An 18,766-nucleotide genomic window follows, 5' to 3' on the forward strand; every position below is an offset into this window, starting at 1 on the left:
CCTGCCTGCTTATTCTTCTGCAGTCGCTTCTTCAGCCGGTGCAGCAGCAGCTTCTGCCGCCTCAGCAGCCTTGGCCGCTTTCTCTTCGGCGCGTTCCTGAGCCTTCTTGCCCGGGGTACCCTTGTTGGGGTTGTTGCGCTCGGCTTTGTCGCGTGCGCCAGCTGCTTCCAGCATACGTGCGATCCGGTCGGTGGGCTGGGCGCCCTGGTCCAGCCAGTACTGGATGCGCTCCAGGTTCATTTTCACGCGCTCTTCGCTGTCTTTGGGCAGCAGCGGGTTGTAGGTGCCCAGTTTCTCGATGAAACGGCCATCGCGAGGCATACGGCTGTCAGCCGCAACGATGCGATAGAAGGGACGTTTTTTCGAGCCGCCGCGGGCGAGACGAATTTTCATTGCCATGGTGGTATCTCCTTAAGATGGCGTGACCGGTCACGGACCGGGTATTCTATGGGTGGAAACGACGGGTCATTCCTGGTGTTTCCGGTGGTGTCGGATGACTTCCTGAATGATGAAATTCAGGAAAGCCTTGGCGAAGTCGGGGTCCAGATCGGCCTCTTTCGCCAGGTCTTCAAGCCGAGCGATCTGCGCGGCTTCGCGCGTAGGATCAGACGGGGGAAGGTCGTGTTCGGCCTTGAGCTTGCCAACGGCCTGAGTGTGCTTGAAACGCTCGCCCAGCGTATAGACAAGGATCGCGTCCAGCCGGTCGATGCTTTCGCGATGCTCTTTCAGCAGCGCGGCAGCTTGTGCAACGGGGTCGGTCATGCGTAAGCCTCCATGCCGCCATTCACCAGATCGGCGGGGGCGGGGTGCCGCCAGATTTCGGATGTGCCGAATTTCGGATGTTCATAGTGATAGTCGAAGGTTGCCCCCAGACGGTTGGCCACGGCCTTGCTGGCGTGATTGTCCGGGTCGATCAGCGAAATCGCCGTGTCCCAGCCCAGCACGTCATAAGCGTGGGCGCGTGCGGCCATCGCGGCCTCGGTCGCGTAGCCTTTGCCAGTGGCGTGGTCCATTAGGGTCCAGCCGATTTCCGGCTCGGGCCAGCCCTCGGGGAACCACAGGCCGACGCGGCCCACATAGGTGCCGGTGTCTTTTTCCTCAACGCTCCAGAACCCATAACCTCGGATTGCCCAATGGCCGAGGATGCTGGCGACAAGCCGCCATGTCTCATCCCGCCGCAGCGGGCCGCCGACGAACTGCGACGCCTCGCTGGCGAAGAACGCGGCATCCGCGTCCAGATCAGCCTCGGAGGGCGCGCGCAGGATCAGGCGCTCGGTCTCAAGCCGGGGGATATGAGGGGTGAGGGTGTTCACTTTTTCTTCCCGAACCCGCTAAGGCCCGGAGGCAGGGCCATTCCGCCGCCCATGCCGGGCATGCCGCCGGGCATCTTGCCACCCATCGCTTTGGCTGCAGCCTCAAGCGCCTTGGGGTCCATGCCTGCGGCCATGTCCTCGGGCGACGGGCCGCCTTTGCCGAACATGCCCTTCATGGCCTGTTTCAGCATCTTGCCTTTGCCCATCTTACCCATCTTTTTCATCATGTCCGACATCTGCCGGTGCATCTTGAGCAGCTTGTTGAGGTCGCTGACCTCCATCCCCGAACCCGCCGCAATCCGTTTCTTGCGGCTGGCCTGCAACAGTTGAGGGTTGGCGCGTTCGCGTTTGGTCATCGACTGGATCATGGCGATCTGCTGGCGCAGGATCTTGTCGTCCAGACCGGCCTGATCCATCTGCTTGGCCATTTTACCCATGCCGGGCATCATACCCATCATGCCCTGCATACCGCCCATCTGGATCATCTGCTCCAGCTGCATTTTCAGGTCGTTCATGTTGAACTGACCTTTGACCATGCGCTTCATCATGCGCTCGGTCTGTTCGATCTCCATCGTTTCCTGGGCTTTTTCGACCAGAGCAACAATGTCGCCCATGCCCAGAATACGACCGGCGATCCGGTCCGGCTCGAAGGTCTCAAGCGCGTCCATCTTTTCGCCCAGACCAACAAAGCGGATCGGCTTGCCAGTGACCGCACGCATCGACAGCGCAGCACCGCCGCGCCCGTCGCCGTCCATCCGGGTCAGGACCACACCCGAGATGCCGACCTTGGCGTCGAACTCTTCGGCCACTTCAACGGCGACCTGACCGGTCAGGCCGTCGACGACCAGCAGGGTCTCGCGCGGGTCAACGACATTGCGGACCTGCTCGACCTCGTCCATCAGGACTTCGTCGATGTGCAGACGGCCTGCGGTGTCCAGCATGTAGACGTCGTAACCGCCCAACGTTGCCTGTTGCTTGGCGCGCTTGGCGATGTCGACGGGTTTCTGGCCGGGAACGATCGGCAGGGTATCGACGCCAACCTGCGTCCCCAGAACGGCCAGCTGATCCATCGCCGCCGGGCGATAGACGTCGAGCGAGGCCATCAGGACCTTCTTGCCTTCTTTCTCTTTGAGGCGTTTCGCCAGCTTGCCGGTGGTGGTCGTCTTGCCCGAGCCCTGAAGGCCGACCATCAGGATCGGGGCGGGCGGGTTGTCGATCTTCAGCTTGCCGGGATCTTCTTCGCCGCGCAGCGTATCGACCAGCGCGTCATGCACGATCTTGACGACCTGCTGGCCGGGGGTGATCGATTTGGTGACGGCCTGACCGGTTGCCTGTTCCTGCACTTTCTTAACGAAGGCGCGCGCCACCGGCAGCGAGACGTCGGCCTCAAGCAGCGCAACCCGGACCTCGCGCAGTGCGGTCTTCACGTCCTCCTCGGACAGAGCGCCCTGTTTGGTCAGCCGGTCAAAGACGCCGGAAAGGCGTTCGGATAGATTTTCAAACATGCCTTCGGCCTCCTTAGCCGGTTATCTGGTGGCACTTCCTAGGTAAGAAGCACCGGTTAAATACACAATTGCCCCCACGGGCGAAACTCGCTGGTGGGGGGCGATCCCTGAACGACTCAAGGGACCGGAAGATCAGACGCTTCCGGATGTTTGAAGGGGCTTTAGGCCGATTGGCTGTCAGAGTCAACCGCTCGCGCCGGAAGCCAGTCATTGACCGCATCCGCCAGCCGCTGCGCCCCGTGCCCGCTTACATAGGCTTCGACAATCGGGTGTCGGCCTGCACTCATGCCCTTTTCCAGGATCAGAACGGGTCGGTGCATCTTGGACGTGGTTCTGTCGCGGGTCGATGTGGTGGTTTCCACCTCGGCATGGGACAGGTTCGACAGCTCATGTTCTACGGTGTCATAGCCAAAGACGGATTGGCGGCGGATCAAAACGCTGTTGCTGGGTCGATCTAAAATCACCTGTACGCGCCGCACAAAGACGCAGAAAGCGCCGATGCCCATCCCGCCGCCAAACACAGCAAAGAACAGACCGAACAGAATGCCCTCGCCGCCTTCGGTTGCAATGAACAGACCAGCGCCGACAAAGGCAAGGATGAAGAAGATCAGTGAGATGCCAATGAACCAGGGCGTATTAGAAAGGATCAATTGGTTCGGAGTATTGCGCGTGACTTTCATGGCGGCACGCTAGCACTGAATTCCGACGCTGTCTGGCTTGAATTTGTCCGCACGTTGCGCGATGAGCACGCCAAACAGGAGATACCCATGGACGCATCATCCGCCTTTCAGGACACATTACCGCTGAGTTCCGACGCGCTGCTGGCGCAGCTGGACGATTGGGGCCTGACTTATACGCTGCACACCCATGTGCCTTTGCGCACGGTTGAGGATTCAAAGGCGGTCGAGGATCAGTTCATGGTGCCCGGCGAAAACGCGTTGCGGGTCAAGAACCTGTATCTGCGCGACAAGAAAAAGCGGAACTATCTTGTAACGCTGGAGCAGAACGCCGAGATCGACCTTAAGGCGTTGGGGGCTGAACTGGGTGTCGGTAACCTGTCCTTTGGGTCGGCGGATCGTTTGCTGCAGAACCTTGGTATCCGTCCCGGCGCGGTGAGCCCTTTGGCGATGATCAACGGGGTGCAGAACGAGGTACGGTTCTTCATGGACGGCGCAGCCAAGCAGGCGGATGTCATCTATATGCACCCGCTGGTCAATGACCGCACCGTTGCAATGCCACGGGACGATCTGCTGGCGTTTTGTGATCGTATCGGGGTCGAGATTAACTGGTTGCCTTGATCAGTCCCCTAGCGCTTGGGCCAAGGCGGCCGAGACATGTGCTGCGGAAGGGTTGATGAAAAGATGCCCGTCTGCCTCAAACACCGGATCGTCCAGATGATTGGGGAAGGCTAACGGCAGTTCGGTGCAGGCCAGCAGGATCGCGGTGCCAGTGCGCGCATGTTTGTTGCAGAACGCAAGCAAACGGGCATGCGCTTCGTCGGACGCCCCACCGTAAAAGTTGCTGTCGATCATCGCTTGCATCTCGGCGATCTCGGCGTCGGGCAGCCGCTTGTTGGCGACAACGCCATGTTCGGCCAGCTTTTCGGCATAGTTGGTCGCTTCCATCGTGACGGTTGTTCCCAGAACCAGCGCTTCAGAGGCTTTGGTGCGCGCTGTCACCTCTGCAGTGGCGTCGAAAATACTGAGAATCGGCATCGTCACGCCTTGTCGTATCGAATGAAGTCGAGCGTGGGGGGTGTTGGACGCGATGATGCCGAAATCACATCCGGCCTGTTCCAACGTCCGCAGTGCCTCGCGAAAGGCTGCGTCGAAGGCCGACCAACTCTCCTCGTCCCCGGCGATACCGCGCAAAGCGCGCGTTTTGGCCTGCGTGACGGATTCGATGGTCATCGGAGGGATGGGCAGCGGAGATGTATGACCCCGTTCAGCGAAATGGCGGCTCGCGCCCTCGGCAATGGCGCGGTAGTAGTCCACGGTCGAGGCCCAGCCCACACCGCCCAGAATTCCGATTTTTTTCATGCCCGGTGTCCAGTCTGCAATTGTCTGTTCAGGTGCAGACTGGACGTTTTAGGGCGTAACGGTCAATCAGGCCGCCAATTCCGAAACAGCCTTTTGCGCGTTGCTAAGGGTCGTTTCAGCGTCCAGTGCCATTTTATCGGCTGCGATGACGTCGACATTATGAATGCCGATGAAGCCCAGAACATGCTTGGCATAGTCGGTGGCAAAGTCGATCTCGGACCCGACTGCGGTGCCGCCAGAAGCGATGGCCAGAACTGCCCGTTTGCCATCCAACAGTCCCTTTGGGCCGTTTTCACTGTAGGAAAAGGTCAGTCCGGCGCGGGCGACAAGGTCGATCCACGCCTTGAACGCCGCAGGCACCGAGAAATTATAGATGGGCAGGCCGATCACGACCGTATCGGCCTCTTGCAGTTCCGACACCAGAGCGTCGGAAAGGGATAGAAGGTCACGCTGGACCGCGTCGCGCTGATCAGCGGGAGTGAAATTGGCATTGATCCACGCTTCGGTCAGTAGCGGTAGCGGAGTCGCCAGGTCGCGGCGGATGATACGGCTGGCACCGAGGTGCTTGACGATACGGTCAGAAAGGTCACGGGTCGTTGACCCTGTTCGGCGGGCCGAGGCGTCAATGTGCAGAACTGTCTTGGTCATGATGGTCTCCTTCAGGCGGTGAATTCTGTGTCTGGTCCCAATATGAATGTTGCGTTGGTGAACAAAACTCTGATATCCCAACAGTAAGTGTTAAAATTTGCACAATGGACAAGATGCAATGGACAATTGGGATGAAGTGAGAACCGCGTATCAGGTGGCGCGCATGGGGACGGTCAGCGGTGCCGCCGAAGTGTTGGGCGTTCACCACGCCACCGTTATCCGCCATATCGACGCGATCGAGGCGCGGCTGGGGGTCAAATTGTTCCAGCGCCACGCCCGTGGATACACGCCGACCGAGGCGGGCGACGACCTTCTGCGCGTAGCGCAAGCGACCGAAGATCAATTCAACCAGTTGGTTGGGCGCATGAAAGGCCGCGGAGATGACGTATCCGGAGAGCTGGTGGTGACTTCTCTGTCCTCGTTGGCGCCGTTGGTTGTGCCGGTGCTGAGCACATTCCAGCGCCTGCATCCTGATCTGATCGTCCGCTATCTGACTGGTGACCGTCTATTCCGGCTGGAATATGGTGAGGCACATGTGGCGATCCGCGCCGGGTCGGCGCCGGATCAGCCCGACAATGTTGTGCAGCCATTCATGAAACAAGAGGTCGGCTTATATGCGAGCACGGCATACATCGAACTTCACGGCAAACCAGCCGGGGTCGAGGATTTTGCCAGCCATTTCTTTGTCAGTACCGATGACGAAACCAGCCGCGCGCCGTTTTCGCGTTGGTTGCGCGAAACGGTCCCTGCTGATCGCATCACTTTTCGCTGCACCAACAATTTCTGCATCCGCGAGGCCGTTCTTTCTGGAGCAGGCATTGGTTTCATGGCGCGGTGGGAGGCTGCCCGTGACCCCAATCTGATCGAGGTGATCCCGCCGCTGTCCGAGTGGTTCGGCAACCTTTGGCTGGTGACGCATGTGGATTTGCACCGCACGACCAAGGTGCAGTCGTTCCTTTCCTATTTGAAAGAGCAATCCAAAGGCTGGCAGCCATGACCCCTCCGGCGCGTGGCCATTTGGCCATGCTGGTCTTTTCTGCCTTGGTCGCGGGCAGTTTCTCACTAGGCTCAATGATTGCCAACCAGATCTCGCCCGAGGCGGTCACTGCCGTGAGGTTTGCAATTGCGGCCATCGTGATCGGGGCAACAGCGTTGATGACCACAGGCTTGCCGCGCAGCGCTGCGCAAGCTCCTTGGCGTTACCTGGTGCTGGGCGGGCTTTTTGCGACCTATTTTGTTCTTATGTTTCACGGGTTGAAAACCGCCCCTCCGGTCAGCGCGGCTGCGGTTTTTACCCTGACTCCGGTTTTGTCAGCGATCGCCGGATGGTTTCTGTTGCGTCAGGTCACCACGCCAAGGATGGCACTGGCGCTAAGCATTGGTGCCGTTGGGGCGCTTTGGGTGATCTTCCGGGCGGACTGGCAAGCGTTCACGGCTTTTCAAATCAACAAGGGTGAGTTCATTTATTTCTGGGGGTGTATAGCTCATGCTGTTTATACGCCGATGGTGCGTAAACTGAACCGCGGTGAACCCGCCGTGGTGTTCAGTTTCGGAACCATGGTAGCAGGTTGCCTGCTTTTGACTATCTATGCGTGGTCCGACATTCGCGACACCGACTGGGCCAACCTGCCCATGATCGTGTGGGTCGGGTTGCTGTACCTGTCGATCTTCGCGACCGCCGCCAGTTTTGTTCTGGTTCAGTTTTCGGCCCTGCGTCTGCCGTCGGCCAAGGTTATGGCCTATACTTATCTTGTCCCCAGTTGGGTCATTCTATGGGAGATTGCGCTGGGCAACGGCGCCCCCGTGGCACTGGTTTTGGTCGGCGTCGCTCTGACATGCGTTGCATTGTTGATGCTCCTCAGGCCCGACGGACCCAAAGGGGCGGAACCTGTTTTTAAGGCCGATCGAAACTGAACTGAAGGTTGCTCAACAGGCCGAGGCCGCAAAACGTCTCGACCTGTGCGGCATGAACCGTTTGCGTCATCCGCAGAAGAGATAGATTTGGTTTTGGCAGCATACCACGAAACATGCGCCTGCCATTGTCAATCGGTCAGGTGTCGTCTGCCAAAGGCAATTGGCTTTCCAGAAACCGTTCGAACGCATCCAGGTTGACCGGCTCGAATTGTCCGAACCCCTGCATCCAGACCGAGGCCGACCGTAGCGCGTCGGGTTCCAGCTTGCACCATTTCACCCGGCCGCGTTTTTCCTGGCTGATCAGCCCGGCCTTGGTCAGGATCATCAAATGCTTCGAGATCGCGGCCAGTGACATCTCGAACGGTTCGGCAACATCGGTGACGGCCATGTCATCCTCCAACAGCATTGCAAGGATGGCGCGGCGTGTGGGGTCGGCAAGGGCCGCGAAAACGGTATCGAGATCACTGGACATGCTTCCGCTCAATCACAGCGGTCTGCTTTGGTCAACCATTTGGTTGAATATGGAAGATCCGGTCCATTTATGCCCGCGCAGGATCAACGGGTGCGCCTGCGGCGAGACAGTGGAACATTGTAATATTTAAAATCAAAGGCTTAAATGCAATTCGAGTGCGACCTATACACCGTTGACTCTATGCCCGCATCGCCTTAGCACCCTACCCAAGACTGTGCGAGGGAAACGCCCGTGACCGATGACGACCAAAAGCAGCGTATGGCGCAGCTGGAGGCCAAGATCGACGCGGCGAAAAAGGCCAAACAGCCCCCCAAACGCGCAGACAGTGACATATCCGGTGGCGAGCTTGCCTGGAGGATGGTCATCGAAATGGTATCCGGTCTGGGGATCGGGTTTGGCATCGGATACGGGCTGGACAGCCTGCTCGGGACGATCCCGATCTTTCTGGTGCTGTTTACATTGCTGGGCCTTGTCGCGGGCGTGAAGGTTATGCTCCGCAGCGCGAAAGAGGTCCAAGAGAAACAAACGGCGGCGACGGCTGCCGAGAAGGACGAGAGGGACTGAACGTGGCAACCGAGACCACCGCAGCAGAAGGCAGCAGCCTGGTATTCCACCCGATGGACCAGTTCATCGTCAAACCGTTGTTCGGCGACGGTGCGGTGGGCATGTTCACCATCACCAACGTGACGCTGTGGCTATTCTTTGCCATCGTAGCGATTGTTCTGCTGCTAATCGTGCCGACCTCGAAGCGCGCGATTGTTCCGACCCGAATGCAGTCGGTGGCCGAACTGGCCTACGGCTTCATCTACAAGATGCTGGAAGACATCTGCGGCAAGGAAGGCGTCAAGTTCTTCCCCTATGTCATGACCCTGTTCATGTTCATCGTGACAGCGAACTTCCTGGGCCTGATCCCGACCTCGTTCACCACCACATCGCATTTCGCCGTGACCATCCCGCTGGCGCTGGCTGTCTTCCTGACCGTCACCATCCTGGGCTTTGTCAAGAACGGCGCGGGCTTCCTGAGCCTGTTCTGGGTCTCCAGCGCCCCGATGGCGCTGCGTCCGATCCTGGCGATCATCGAGCTGATCTCGTACTTTGTGCGCCCGGTCAGCCACTCCATTCGTCTGGCCGGTAACGTCATGGCTGGCCACGCGGTGATCAAGGTGTTCGCAGGCTTTGCCGCGATTGCCGTGATCTCGCCCGTGTCGGTTCTGGCAATCACCGCAATGTACGGTCTTGAGGTCCTGGTGGCCTTTATCCAGGCCTACGTATTCACCATTCTGACCTGTGTTTACCTCAAGGACGCTCTGCATCCGCATCACTGATTGGGTCTTGCACCCAGCACAGGAACGATAACCAAACATCGAAACTTCCAATTCGTAAGGAGATACATCATGGAAGGCGATCTCGCACACATCGGCGCAGGCCTGGCAGCAATCGGTTCCGGCGCAGCCGCAATCGGGGTGGGCAACGTTGCAGGCAACTTCCTGGCCGGCGCCCTGCGCAACCCTTCGGCGGCTGCTTCGCAGACCGCAACCCTGTTCATCGGTATCGCATTCGCAGAAGCCCTGGGGATCTTCGCATTCCTGGTCTCGCTGCTGCTGATGTTCGCCGTCTAATCTGCGGAACCTGATCCTTACGCGCAGGTGGGTCCAAGCCATAGCGGCCCACCTGTTGTAAAGACAACGTTCCGACGGAGGACATCATGGCGACTGAACCCCTAGCCAAAGAAGTAGCAGGCACCTGTGTAGACTCGCATGGCTCTGCCATCGGGATGCCTCAGCTCTGCTTCGATTGGTTCCCCAACCAGATTTTCTGGCTGGTCATTACGCTGGTCGTCATCTTTCTGGTCCTGTCTCGCGTGGCTCTGCCCCGCATCGCGGCAATCCTGGCTGAACGTCAGGGGACCATTACAAATGACCTGGCTGCGGCCGAAGATCTGAAGGCCAAGGCGGTCGAGGCCGAAGAGGCCTATAACAAGGCGCTGGCCGATGCCCGTGCCGAAGCGCAGCGTATCGCTGCCGAAGCACGTGCTGAAATCCAGTCTGGTCTGGATGACGCGATTGCCAAGGCGGACGCAGAAATCGCTGCAAAAGCGGCTGAATCGGAAAAGGCAATTGCCGAAATCCGTGCCGGTGCGCTGGAAAGCATTCAAGTGGTTGCCAAGGATACGGCAGCTGAATTGGTTACAGCACTGGGTGGCGAGGCGGATGCCAAAGCCATCGACGGTGCCGTTGACGCGCAGATGAAAGGATAAGTGACATGCGGAATACTCTTGCCCTTATCCTGACCCTCGGCGCTGCCAGCCCAGCGCTGGCCGCAAGTGGCCCGTTCTTCTCGCTTGGCAACACCGACTTTGTGGTCCTGCTGGGCTTCATCGTGTTCATCGCGGTTCTGTTCTACTTCAAGGTGCCCGGCATGATCGGTGGCGCGCTGGACAAGCGGGCCGAAGGCATCAAGTCCGAACTGGACGAAGCCCGCGCCCTGCACGAAGAAGCGCGTAGCTTGCTGGCCTCGTATGAGCGCAAGCAGCGTGAAGTGCAGTCTCAGGCGGATGCTATTGTGGCCGCTGCCAAGGACGACGCGGTATTGGCAGCTGAACAAGCCAAGGTCGATCTGGAGAAGTCCATTGCTCGTCGTTTGGCGGCAGCACAGGACCAGATCGCATCGGCGGAGGCTTCTGCCGTGAAAGAGGTGCGCGATCAGGCCATCACCGTTGCTGTTTCCGCAGCCAACGCGGTTCTGGTAAAGCAGATGACAGCTACGCAGGCCAACAAGCTGATCGACGCGGCCATCGCGGATGTAGGCGAAAAGCTGCACTGACCGCTGAACATAATTCGAAACCTTGACCCGAAAGCCCGCTTTCGGGTCAAGGCGCTTTGAAAGACCCCTCGCCTGAATTGCTGGAATTTTGATGAACATTCTCGGCATTGTTCGAAATGGTGGAGAATCCCTGACCGCAACGCTCTTGCGCATCGAACAGCTGCGGGCGCACCTTGAGAGCAGCCGCGTGATCATCGCGACCAACGATAATAAAGACAATACCGACGACATCCTACAAGATTACGCGGCTCAGAACGCGGGAGTAGATGTGCTCTTTCTGGACAGTATGTTGGACCTGTTCGATGAACGCGTAGAGCGTATTGCCGTCGCCAGAAATGCAGTTCTTGAACGTCTTCTTGCCACCAATCCGGTCCATCCTTTGACACTGGTTCTTGATATGGACGGACCCAATACGCAAATGGAACCAAATCAGGTGTTGAACGCGGCAGCGCGTCGGGTGCCACAATGGGACGCCGTGTTTGCCAACTCATTGCCTGCATATTATGACCTTTACGCGTTGCGATGTGCGGGCTGGAGCGACCAAGACCCGTGGCGAGAGCTTACGGCGCTAACGCGACCACGGATGTTTCGCAGTGTCTGGTGGCGACGGATGCAGCGGAAAATCATCTATAATCGTCAATACTCAATACCAACCGACGCGCCTCTGATTGAGGTGGAGAGTGCTTTCGGCGGGTTGGGCTTGTATAAGACCGAAGCTTTGCGCGGTGCGACGTACCAGCCACGGGATGAGACCGGTCAAATCACCTGCGAGCATACGACTCTGCATCATTCGCTGCGAAGCGCGGGAAAACGTCTTTTTATTGACCCCGGTCTTATGACTTTGGCACAGGCCGAGCATATGGGCCCCGGCAGCGGAAAGCGCATTCCAAAGAAGCTGTTGCAATGATCAGATTGTCAGAAATGATGCAGTCGCACAGAAACCCTTTTGCTGCACCAATGCAGCTTGGTCTTGGGTGGTAGGATTACGCATGACGAATATGCCCAAGATAAGTCTGGTCGTTCCAAACCTGAACTGCGCCGAATTTCTCGAGCAGACCATTACGTCAATTGTCAGCCAGTCTTACCCCAATCTTGAGCTGATCTTGTCGGATGGGGGAAGCACAGACGGGTCGCTTGATATTGTCGAAAGATATCGCGGCGCATTCACACTTATCATATCCGAGCCAGATACCGGGCAAGCCAACGCGGTCAACAAGGGGTTTGCTCTCGCCACTGGCGAGGTCATGGGGTGGATCAATTCCGATGATGTCCTAATGCCGGGTGGGCTCGGACTTGTTGGGTCTCTTTTTGCGCTAAAGTCAAAGTTGGACTGGGTGACGGGTAAGCTCACGACGATAGACGAGGCAGGGCGTATCTTGGCCTCTCGACGCCCAAGACCAATTTCGTATCAACGGTTTCTTGCGGGCGACTATCAGTGGGTGCAGCAGGAGTCGACATTTTGGCGACGCAGCCTTTGGGACAAAGCCGGAGGACAACTTGACGAGCGCCTGTCCTTGGCTGTGGATGGCGAACTTTGGCTGCGGTTCTCACGCTACGCTGAACTGATCCCCGTTCACGACAAGATCGGTGCGTTTCGGTTCCGCACAGGCCAACGTTCAGAAGCAATAGACGCCTATCATGCAGAAATGCTGGCTGTAATAGCCAACGAAAAGCAGAGTGCAGATAGCCCTGACGCCGTTACGAAATCCGTTCTGGCCGCGCCTACCAAGCTGCGGAGTTGGTCCGAAGCTGATAGCAGTTTCCCGGGACTGATCAATTGCGATCCAAAACCGATAAAGAGCTTGAGTCTTTGGAAGCACAGGTTTGCACGAGTTATTCGCAAGCTGTGACCATTGCTGAAACTCAGGCGGTGCCGCGTACCAGGTCAGCGTGTTTCGTGATCCAGCCGTTGCCTTGCGATTTCTTCGTTTCGTAGGGCTTTTTGGTGATCCTGTGTGCATTGCTGAACGAAATTCAAGTGTCTCTGGACGGCTTTGCGGGCACCTTCTGGGTCACGCGCCTGTAGCGCGGTATTGATCGCTCGATGCTGGTCCAAGATGGCTTCTCGGGTTGTGCGCTGATTGAACATCATTTGGCGGTTGTAAAAGACGCCCTGTCGCAACAGATCGAACATCGACCGCATCATATGCAGCATCACGACGTTGTGGCTGGCCTCGATGATGGCCATGTGGAATTGGGCGTCCAGATTAGCTTCATCTTCCGGCGCATTGCGGGCATGGGCGGCCTCCATCTTTTCAAAAATCGTCTGGACGACTTTCAAGTCGCTTTCAGAACCCATTCTCGCTGCGCGCTCAGCTGCCAAGCCCTCCATATCCCGTCGGAATGAGAGATAATCGAAAACAGCCTCTTCATGGCTGCCGAACAGTCGGATCAGAGCAGGGGAAAACGCCGAGCCCAAGACCTCGGCGACGTATATGCCCGAGCCTGCTTTGGCCGTCAGCAACCCTTGTTCTTGCAGTTCCGAAATCGCATCCCGCAGCGACGGCCGCGACACGCCCAGTCGCTCGGCCATTTCACGCTCGGCAGGAAGTCGTTCACCCGGACGCAGGATGCCCCGAAGGATTAGCAGTTCGATCTGTCGAACCACCGCGATCGATAGCTTTTCGGTCTGAATTTTTTGAAAGGGCATCGGGACACTTTTCCAGATTGGTCAAATCATATGACCACGGATTCAGGCCCGGTTCAAGAATGCCTAGAAAGGACATAACATTACTAGGTCAGCAATATTGACATTAATTCATTATCTATTACGCTGCCTCTAAACGGAGGAGCCTTATGTCAACGCCAGATTTGTTTGCGACCAGGGCCTCACGGATGAAAGCCTCAGAGATTCGTGAATTGCTGAAGCTGCTGGATCAGCCGGGGATTATCTCGTTTGCCGGGGGTATTCCCGACCCGGCTTTGTTTCCTGCAGATGCCTTTGCAAATGCGTTCCAATCGTGCCTTGGAGATGGGCCTCATGCGCTCCAATATTCGGTCAGCGAAGGATATCTTCCCCTTCGTGAATGGCTTGTCGGACATATGCAGCAGATCGGAATCGAATGTTCCGCGGAAAACATCCTGATCACCTCGGGTTCGCAGCAAGCGCTGGATTATTTAGGAAAACTTTACCTGTCCCCCGGAGATACAGCTTTGGTTGGCTGGCCGACCTATCTGGGCGCAATCAACGCATTCGACGCATATGAGCCCTGTTTTGATCGGTTGGACTTGAAGGCGAACCGCCGGGCGGCTGAATATGCAGCTGCGTCCGGTGATGGAAAGATCAAATTCGCTTATTTGTCCCCGGATTTCGCAAACCCGACGGGTGAAACTGTTGACCGCGCTACACGTGAGTCACTGCTTGATCTTGCTGAGGACCTGAATATCGCAGTGATCGAGGATGGCGCGTATCAGGCCTTGCGCTATGACGGCGAAGACATTCCGCCGATTCTTGCCTTGGAGCTTGCCCGAAAGGGAACGATCGAGGCGTGCCGGACAGTCTATTGCGGCAGTTTTTCGAAGACACTGTCGCCCGGTTTGCGCGTGGGTTGGGTTGTTGCTTCGCGAGAGGTCATTTCGCAGTTGGTTTTGGTCAAACAGGCGGCTGATCTGCATTCGCCAACGATCAATCAGATGTCGATCAACGAAGTAGCACGTGCTTGTTTCGACACGCACATCTTGCGTGTGCGGGCAACGTATCGCCGGCGGCGCGATGCGATGCTGGACACTTTGCGGCAGGAAATGCCCGAAGGGGTGCAATGGACCAAGCCCGAAGGCGGAATGTTCGTCTGGTTGACCTTGCCTCAAGCACATGACGGAGCCGATCTTTTGTCACGGTCGTTGGAAACGGTACAGCTGGCTTTTGTACCTGGGCGCGCATTTTTTCCTGATGGCTCGGGTCGGAATACAATCCGGTTGAGTTTTTCCAATTCAGACGAGGCCACGATACGAGAGGGTATTAAACGTCTGGGTCAGGTTCTGCGCCACTAGTGGAAAGGGTTTGTTAACCATTCCACCTCACCATAGAGAACATGATCCGATACTTCGCCCTGCTGGTCCTGGCTGCATGTTCGGCGGGCACGCCTCATTTCCGCGATGTGCCCGCGACGCGTGTGGCGGTGAATGGTAGCGTCTTTGATGTGCGCGTGCGTGATGATCTGGCCGAAGCAGTGCGGGTGAACATTCAATACGCCCCGCGGCTCGGGCCGATCCGTGGTCGCGCTGCTCAGGCGATGGCACAGGTGTCGGGGTGCCCAATTCTGGATGTGCTAGGCGATGCCGCTGTGACGGTTGGGGTGTTGGGTTGCGACCGAGAGGTGGGTGAGCGCTTGCTGCAGACTGCGGTGGCCATCCCGAACTACGAATGCGTGGACACAGGTATTTTCGATCACATCGGCGATGGCTACGGTTATCAGGTGTTCGAGTGTACTGCATACTGACATACGCGAATTCCTGCGTATTTTGCCAAGATATTGTGGATAACTTGGGTTGATATCCCATATCCTGCGCAAGTTCGTTGACTCGACCCCAATCCGTTGCGCAGACTTCCAGCGTATAGGAATCACGGGACTCATTGCCTTTGCGTTTTAGCAAACTCAAACTCACCGGCTTCAAAAGCTTTGTCGATCCGACCGATCTGATTATCGCGGACGGGCTGACCGGTGTGGTGGGACCGAATGGTTGCGGCAAGTCCAACCTGTTAGAGGCGCTGCGCTGGGTGATGGGCGAAAACCGCCCCAAATCCATGCGCGGCGGCGCGATGGAAGATGTGATTTTCGCCGGGGCGGCCACGCGGCCCGCGCGCAACTTTGCCGAAGTGGTCCTGACCATGGACAATTCGGAACGGCTGGCGCCTTCGGGGTTCAATGACACCGATCAGTTGGAGATCATCCGCCGGATCACCCGCGATGTGGGCAGCGCCTACAAGACCAACGGCAAGGATGTGCGGGCGCGCGATGTTCAGATGCTGTTCGCGGATGCCTCAACGGGGGCGCATTCGCCCGCGCTGGTAGGGCAGAACCGGATCGCCGAGCTGATCAACGCCAAACCCCGCGCTCGGCGGCGCATTCTGGAAGAGGCCGCCGGGATCTCGGGTCTCTATCAACGTCGGCATGAAGCCGAGCTGAAGCTGAAGGGCACGGAATCCAACCTGACTCGCGTTGATGACGTGTTGGAACAGTTGGGCACGCAGCTGGCGCAATTGGCGCGTCAGGCCCGTCAGGCTGCGCGCTATCGCGAGATTGGTGAGCAGCTGCGGCAAGCCGAAGGGATGCTGCTGTACCGCCGCTGGAAAGAGGCCGACATGGCCCGTCAACAGGCCGAGGAAAAGCTGCGCGACCGGATCACCGAAGCCTCGCGCGCCGAGGCCGAGGCGCGCGCCGCCGCTGCCAAACGTGCCGAGATTGAGGAAACCCTGCCGCCCCTGCGCGAGGAAGAGGCCATCTCAGCCGCTGTGTTGCAACGTCAGCAGGTGCAGCGTGACCAGCTTTCAGATCAGGAAACCCGCGCGCGTCAAACGATTGAAACCCTGACCAACCGTATTCAACAACTTGGCAATGATATCGAGCGTGAAAGCGGTTTGAACCGTGACGCGGGCCAGATGATCGAACGCCTGGAATGGGAAGCCCGCGAGCTGGCCAAGGCGGCTGAAGGTCACGATGACAAGGTGGCCGAGGCGGCGGAAATCGCGCGTGAGGCGGCCTCGGTGCTGCAGGACCGCGAGGATCACCTCTCGCAGCAGACCGAGGATATGGCCCGTCTGGTCGCCCGTCACCAATCGGCGCAACGTTTGGTCGAGGACAGCCGCAAAACGCTGGCCCGGTCCGAGGGCGAAGAAGAAAAGGCGCGCGGTGCCGTGAATGAGGCGCGTGAGGCGTTGACCCGCGCGGCCGAGGCGTTCGAGGCCGCGCAAGAGGGTGAAGAAGAAGCCCGCGAGGCCGCCGAGGCCGCCGAGGAGGCACTGGCTGCCGCCGATGAGCTGCGCAGCGAGACGCAGGCGCGTGAGGCTGAAGCTCGCGCGCAACGGTCCGAGGCAGAGGGTGAGTTGGGGGCCATTCGGGCCGAGACCACCGCTTTGGCCAAGCTGGTTGAACGTGACACCGCTGAGGGCGGGCAGGTGATGGACCTGCTGCGTGTTGCCCCGGGCTATGAAAAGGCGCTGGGTGCCGCGCTGGCGGATGATCTGCGCGCGCCTTTGGTCGACGGTGATGGGCCATCGGGCTGGGTGGAGGTCGCGGGGTACGACGCGGATCAGCCCTTGCCTGAAGGAGCTGGGCCTCTGGCGCTGCATGTGTCGGGGCCGGACCGCCTTAGCCGTCGGATCGCACAGATCGGGCTGGTTGATGCAGATCAGGGCGCGCGGTTGCAGGCGGCGTTGAAACCCGGTCAGCGGCTGGTGTCGCGCTCGGGCGATCTGTGGCGCTGGGACGGGTTCCGCGCCTGGGCCGAGGACGCGCCGAGTGCCGCCGCGCTGCGGCTTGAACAGCTAAACAAGCTGGAAGCGTTGAAACAGGAACTCACCCGGACCGAAGCGCAGGCCGATGGCGCGCGGGCGGCGCATGAGGCCCTGTCGCAGCAACTGGCCGACGTGACCGAGGCTGACCGCCGTGCGCGCGACGCCCGACGGGCCGCCGATCAACGTATGGCCGAAACTGCACGCGCGCTCAGTCGGGCCGAGGCGGATCGCAATCTGGCGCAGGGCAAGCTGGAAACCCTGACGCTGGCCGTGGATCGCCACAAGGAAGACGCCATGTCCGCCCGCGCCCAACTGCGCGAGGCCGAGGGCGCGCTGGCCGGATTGGGCGATCTGGACAGCGCCCGAGCTCAGGTCGAAGACATCAAACAAACGGTCGAGGCCGCGCGGATCACCATGCTGACCCATCGCTCGACCCATGACGAATTGCGCCGCGAGGGCGAAGCACGGACCCGTCGCAGCCAGGAGGTCAAGAAAGACCTCAGCGGCTGGAAGCACCGGTTGGAGACAGCGGAAAAACGTATCTCGGAACTGGCTGAGCGTAAGGAAAGCTCTGAGGAGGAGCTGACCGACGCGATGGCCGCCCCCGGCGAAATCGCTGAGGCGCGCGAAGAACTGAACGAATTGATCGAAGCTGCCGAAGCGCGCCGTGCCGAGGCTGCGGACCATCTGGCTCAAGCCGAGGCTCAGCAGCGCGAATGGGTGATGGCCGAACGTGATGCGGAACGTCTGGCCTCGGAAGCGCGCGAAAGCCGGGCCGCCGCCGAGGCGCGCTGTGACGCCGCCAAGGAAAGCGTGACCGCCGCTGCGGAACGCATTGCCGAGGATCAGCAGCTGACCCCGAACCAGTTGTTGAATCAGCTGGACGTGAACCCGGACCAGATGCCCGCCGCTGACGCGCTGGAGGCCGAGGTTAACCGCCACAAACGCCAGCGCGACGCGATGGGGGCGGTGAACCTGCGGGCCGAAGAGGACAGCAAAGAAGTCCAGGAAGAATTCGACACGCTGAACAGCGAAAAGGCCGATCTGGAAGAGGCGATCAAAGCCCTGCGCAGCGGCATCGCCAGTCTCAACCGTGAAGGTCGCGAGCGTCTACTGACCGCGTTTGAACAGGTGAACTCGAACTTTGCCATGCTGTTCAAACACCTGTTCGGCGGCGGTGAGGCCAATCTGGTCATGGTTGAAAGCGACGATCCGCTGGATGCGGGGCTTGAGATTATGTGCCAACCACCGGGCAAGAAACTGTCGACGCTCAGCCTGTTGTCGGGCGGTGAGCAGACCCTGACCGCGACTGCGCTTATCTTTGGTGTGTTCCTCGCCAACCCCGCGCCGATCTGTGTGCTGGACGAGGTCGATGCGCCTCTGGACGATGCTAACGTGACGCGTTTCTGCGACCTGCTGGATGAGATGTGCCGCCAGACCGACACGCGGTTCCTGATCATCACCCACCACGCGGTGACGATGGCACGGATGGACCGGCTTTTCGGTGTGACCATGCAGGAACAGGGTGTTAGCCAGCTGGTTTCGGTCGACCTGAAAAAGGCCGAACAGATGGTCGCCTGATCTGTCACTGCAACGTT

22 protein-coding genes are annotated in these 18,766 nt (G+C 58.9%); 13 read left to right on the top strand and 9 right to left on the bottom strand.

The window, feature by feature from the left end:
- Window positions 1-9: 9 nt before the first annotated feature.
- The 5 genes from rpsP to GOW48_RS14950 all read right to left on the bottom strand — a co-directional run bounded on the left by rpsP (window position 10) and on the right by GOW48_RS14950 (window position 3,498).
- Complete coding sequence (gene rpsP / locus GOW48_RS14930) at window positions 10-399, bottom strand: 30S ribosomal protein S16 (protein WP_170754995.1); 390 nt, start codon at window positions 397-399, stop codon at window positions 10-12.
- A 66-nt stretch (window positions 400-465) separates the two neighbouring features.
- Entirely contained in the window at window positions 466-762 is a 297-nt protein-coding gene (locus GOW48_RS14935) for a chorismate mutase (RefSeq protein ID WP_170356107.1), read from the bottom strand.
- Window positions 759-1,313, bottom strand: coding sequence for a GNAT family N-acetyltransferase (locus tag GOW48_RS14940; RefSeq protein ID WP_170754997.1), 555 nt, complete (start codon window positions 1,311-1,313; stop codon window positions 759-761). Before GOW48_RS14940 ends, GOW48_RS14935 begins: the two co-directional genes overlap by 4 nt.
- Complete coding sequence (gene ffh, locus GOW48_RS14945; RefSeq protein ID WP_170754999.1) at window positions 1,310-2,818, bottom strand: signal recognition particle protein; 1,509 nt, start codon at window positions 2,816-2,818, stop codon at window positions 1,310-1,312. Before ffh ends, GOW48_RS14940 begins: the two co-directional genes overlap by 4 nt.
- Before the next feature lie 161 nt (window positions 2,819-2,979).
- A complete protein-coding gene (locus tag GOW48_RS14950; RefSeq protein WP_170755001.1) occupies window positions 2,980-3,498 on the bottom strand; it encodes a hypothetical protein in 519 nt (172 codons plus the stop codon).
- 87 nt (window positions 3,499-3,585) lie between these two features.
- Here GOW48_RS14950 and GOW48_RS14955 point away from each other — a divergent pair, with 87 nt between their 5' ends.
- Window positions 3,586-4,116, top strand: coding sequence for a prolyl-tRNA synthetase associated domain-containing protein (locus GOW48_RS14955; protein WP_170755003.1), 531 nt, complete (start codon window positions 3,586-3,588; stop codon window positions 4,114-4,116).
- On the opposite strand, the gene GOW48_RS14960 is transcribed toward GOW48_RS14955, so the two are convergent.
- Window positions 4,117-4,857, bottom strand: a complete 741-nt coding sequence (locus tag GOW48_RS14960; RefSeq protein WP_170755005.1) for an aspartate/glutamate racemase family protein — start codon at window positions 4,855-4,857, stop codon at window positions 4,117-4,119.
- 66 nt (window positions 4,858-4,923) lie between these two features.
- A complete protein-coding gene (locus GOW48_RS14965) occupies window positions 4,924-5,505 on the bottom strand; it encodes an FMN-dependent NADH-azoreductase (protein ID WP_170755007.1) in 582 nt (193 codons plus the stop codon).
- A gap of 118 nt (window positions 5,506-5,623) precedes the next feature.
- Here GOW48_RS14965 and GOW48_RS14970 point away from each other — a divergent pair, with 118 nt between their 5' ends.
- Both GOW48_RS14970 and GOW48_RS14975 read left to right on the top strand, forming a co-directional pair.
- Complete coding sequence (locus GOW48_RS14970; protein ID WP_170755009.1) at window positions 5,624-6,502, top strand: LysR family transcriptional regulator; 879 nt, start codon at window positions 5,624-5,626, stop codon at window positions 6,500-6,502.
- On the top strand, window positions 6,499-7,419 hold the full coding sequence (locus GOW48_RS14975; protein WP_170755011.1) for a DMT family transporter: 921 nt from the start codon (window positions 6,499-6,501) through the stop codon (window positions 7,417-7,419). The genes GOW48_RS14970 and GOW48_RS14975 overlap by 4 nt, the downstream gene beginning before the upstream one ends.
- A 136-nt stretch (window positions 7,420-7,555) precedes the next feature.
- Here the strand turns inward: GOW48_RS14975 and GOW48_RS14980 are convergent, their stop codons facing one another.
- Complete coding sequence (locus GOW48_RS14980; RefSeq protein ID WP_170755014.1) at window positions 7,556-7,891, bottom strand: ArsR/SmtB family transcription factor; 336 nt, start codon at window positions 7,889-7,891, stop codon at window positions 7,556-7,558.
- 231 nt (window positions 7,892-8,122) lie between these two features.
- Here GOW48_RS14980 and GOW48_RS14985 point away from each other — a divergent pair, with 231 nt between their 5' ends.
- The 7 genes from GOW48_RS14985 to GOW48_RS15015 all read left to right on the top strand — a co-directional run bounded on the left by GOW48_RS14985 (window position 8,123) and on the right by GOW48_RS15015 (window position 12,564).
- The gene (locus GOW48_RS14985; RefSeq protein ID WP_170356117.1) at window positions 8,123-8,455 is read left to right on the top strand and encodes an AtpZ/AtpI family protein; all 333 of its coding nucleotides are present in this window, start codon (window positions 8,123-8,125) and stop codon (window positions 8,453-8,455) included.
- Window positions 8,456-8,457: 2 nt separating this feature from the next.
- Window positions 8,458-9,216 (top strand): F0F1 ATP synthase subunit A, encoded by a 759-nt coding sequence (locus GOW48_RS14990; RefSeq protein ID WP_170356118.1) that lies wholly within the window; start codon window positions 8,458-8,460, stop codon window positions 9,214-9,216.
- 69 nt (window positions 9,217-9,285) lie between these two features.
- On the top strand, window positions 9,286-9,510 hold the full coding sequence (locus GOW48_RS14995; RefSeq protein WP_005981269.1) for a F0F1 ATP synthase subunit C: 225 nt from the start codon (window positions 9,286-9,288) through the stop codon (window positions 9,508-9,510).
- A gap of 86 nt (window positions 9,511-9,596) precedes the next feature.
- On the top strand, window positions 9,597-10,148 hold the full coding sequence (locus tag GOW48_RS15000) for a F0F1 ATP synthase subunit B' (protein ID WP_170755016.1): 552 nt from the start codon (window positions 9,597-9,599) through the stop codon (window positions 10,146-10,148).
- A 5-nt stretch (window positions 10,149-10,153) separates the two neighbouring features.
- Window positions 10,154-10,714 carry a F0F1 ATP synthase subunit B gene (locus GOW48_RS15005; protein WP_170755017.1) on the top strand — a complete coding sequence of 187 codons (561 nt, stop codon included), beginning with the start codon at window positions 10,154-10,156 and terminating at the stop codon, window positions 10,712-10,714.
- 91 nt (window positions 10,715-10,805) lie between these two features.
- A complete protein-coding gene (locus tag GOW48_RS15010; protein WP_170755019.1) occupies window positions 10,806-11,621 on the top strand; it encodes a hypothetical protein in 816 nt (271 codons plus the stop codon).
- 82 nt (window positions 11,622-11,703) lie between these two features.
- The gene (locus GOW48_RS15015) at window positions 11,704-12,564 is read left to right on the top strand and encodes a glycosyltransferase family 2 protein (protein ID WP_170755021.1); all 861 of its coding nucleotides are present in this window, start codon (window positions 11,704-11,706) and stop codon (window positions 12,562-12,564) included.
- Window positions 12,565-12,599: 35 nt separating this feature from the next.
- Here the strand turns inward: GOW48_RS15015 and GOW48_RS15020 are convergent, their stop codons facing one another.
- Window positions 12,600-13,364 carry an FCD domain-containing protein gene (locus GOW48_RS15020; RefSeq protein ID WP_170755023.1) on the bottom strand — a complete coding sequence of 255 codons (765 nt, stop codon included), beginning with the start codon at window positions 13,362-13,364 and terminating at the stop codon, window positions 12,600-12,602.
- A gap of 146 nt (window positions 13,365-13,510) precedes the next feature.
- On the opposite strand from GOW48_RS15020, the gene GOW48_RS15025 reads away from it, so the two are divergent.
- The 3 genes from GOW48_RS15025 to GOW48_RS15035 all read left to right on the top strand — a co-directional run bounded on the left by GOW48_RS15025 (window position 13,511) and on the right by GOW48_RS15035 (window position 18,749).
- Window positions 13,511-14,704, top strand: a complete 1,194-nt coding sequence (locus GOW48_RS15025) for an aminotransferase-like domain-containing protein (protein WP_170755025.1) — start codon at window positions 13,511-13,513, stop codon at window positions 14,702-14,704.
- A 41-nt stretch (window positions 14,705-14,745) separates the two neighbouring features.
- Entirely contained in the window at window positions 14,746-15,153 is a 408-nt protein-coding gene (locus GOW48_RS15030; RefSeq protein WP_170755027.1) for a hypothetical protein, read from the top strand.
- Between the two features lie 140 nt (window positions 15,154-15,293).
- A complete protein-coding gene (locus tag GOW48_RS15035; protein ID WP_170755029.1) occupies window positions 15,294-18,749 on the top strand; it encodes a chromosome segregation SMC family protein in 3,456 nt (1,151 codons plus the stop codon).
- Window positions 18,750-18,766 lie beyond the last annotated feature (17 nt).

The sequence above is a fragment of the Ruegeria lacuscaerulensis genome, from assembly GCF_013033355.1.
GTDB lineage: Bacteria > Pseudomonadota > Alphaproteobacteria > Rhodobacterales > Rhodobacteraceae > Ruegeria > Ruegeria lacuscaerulensis_A.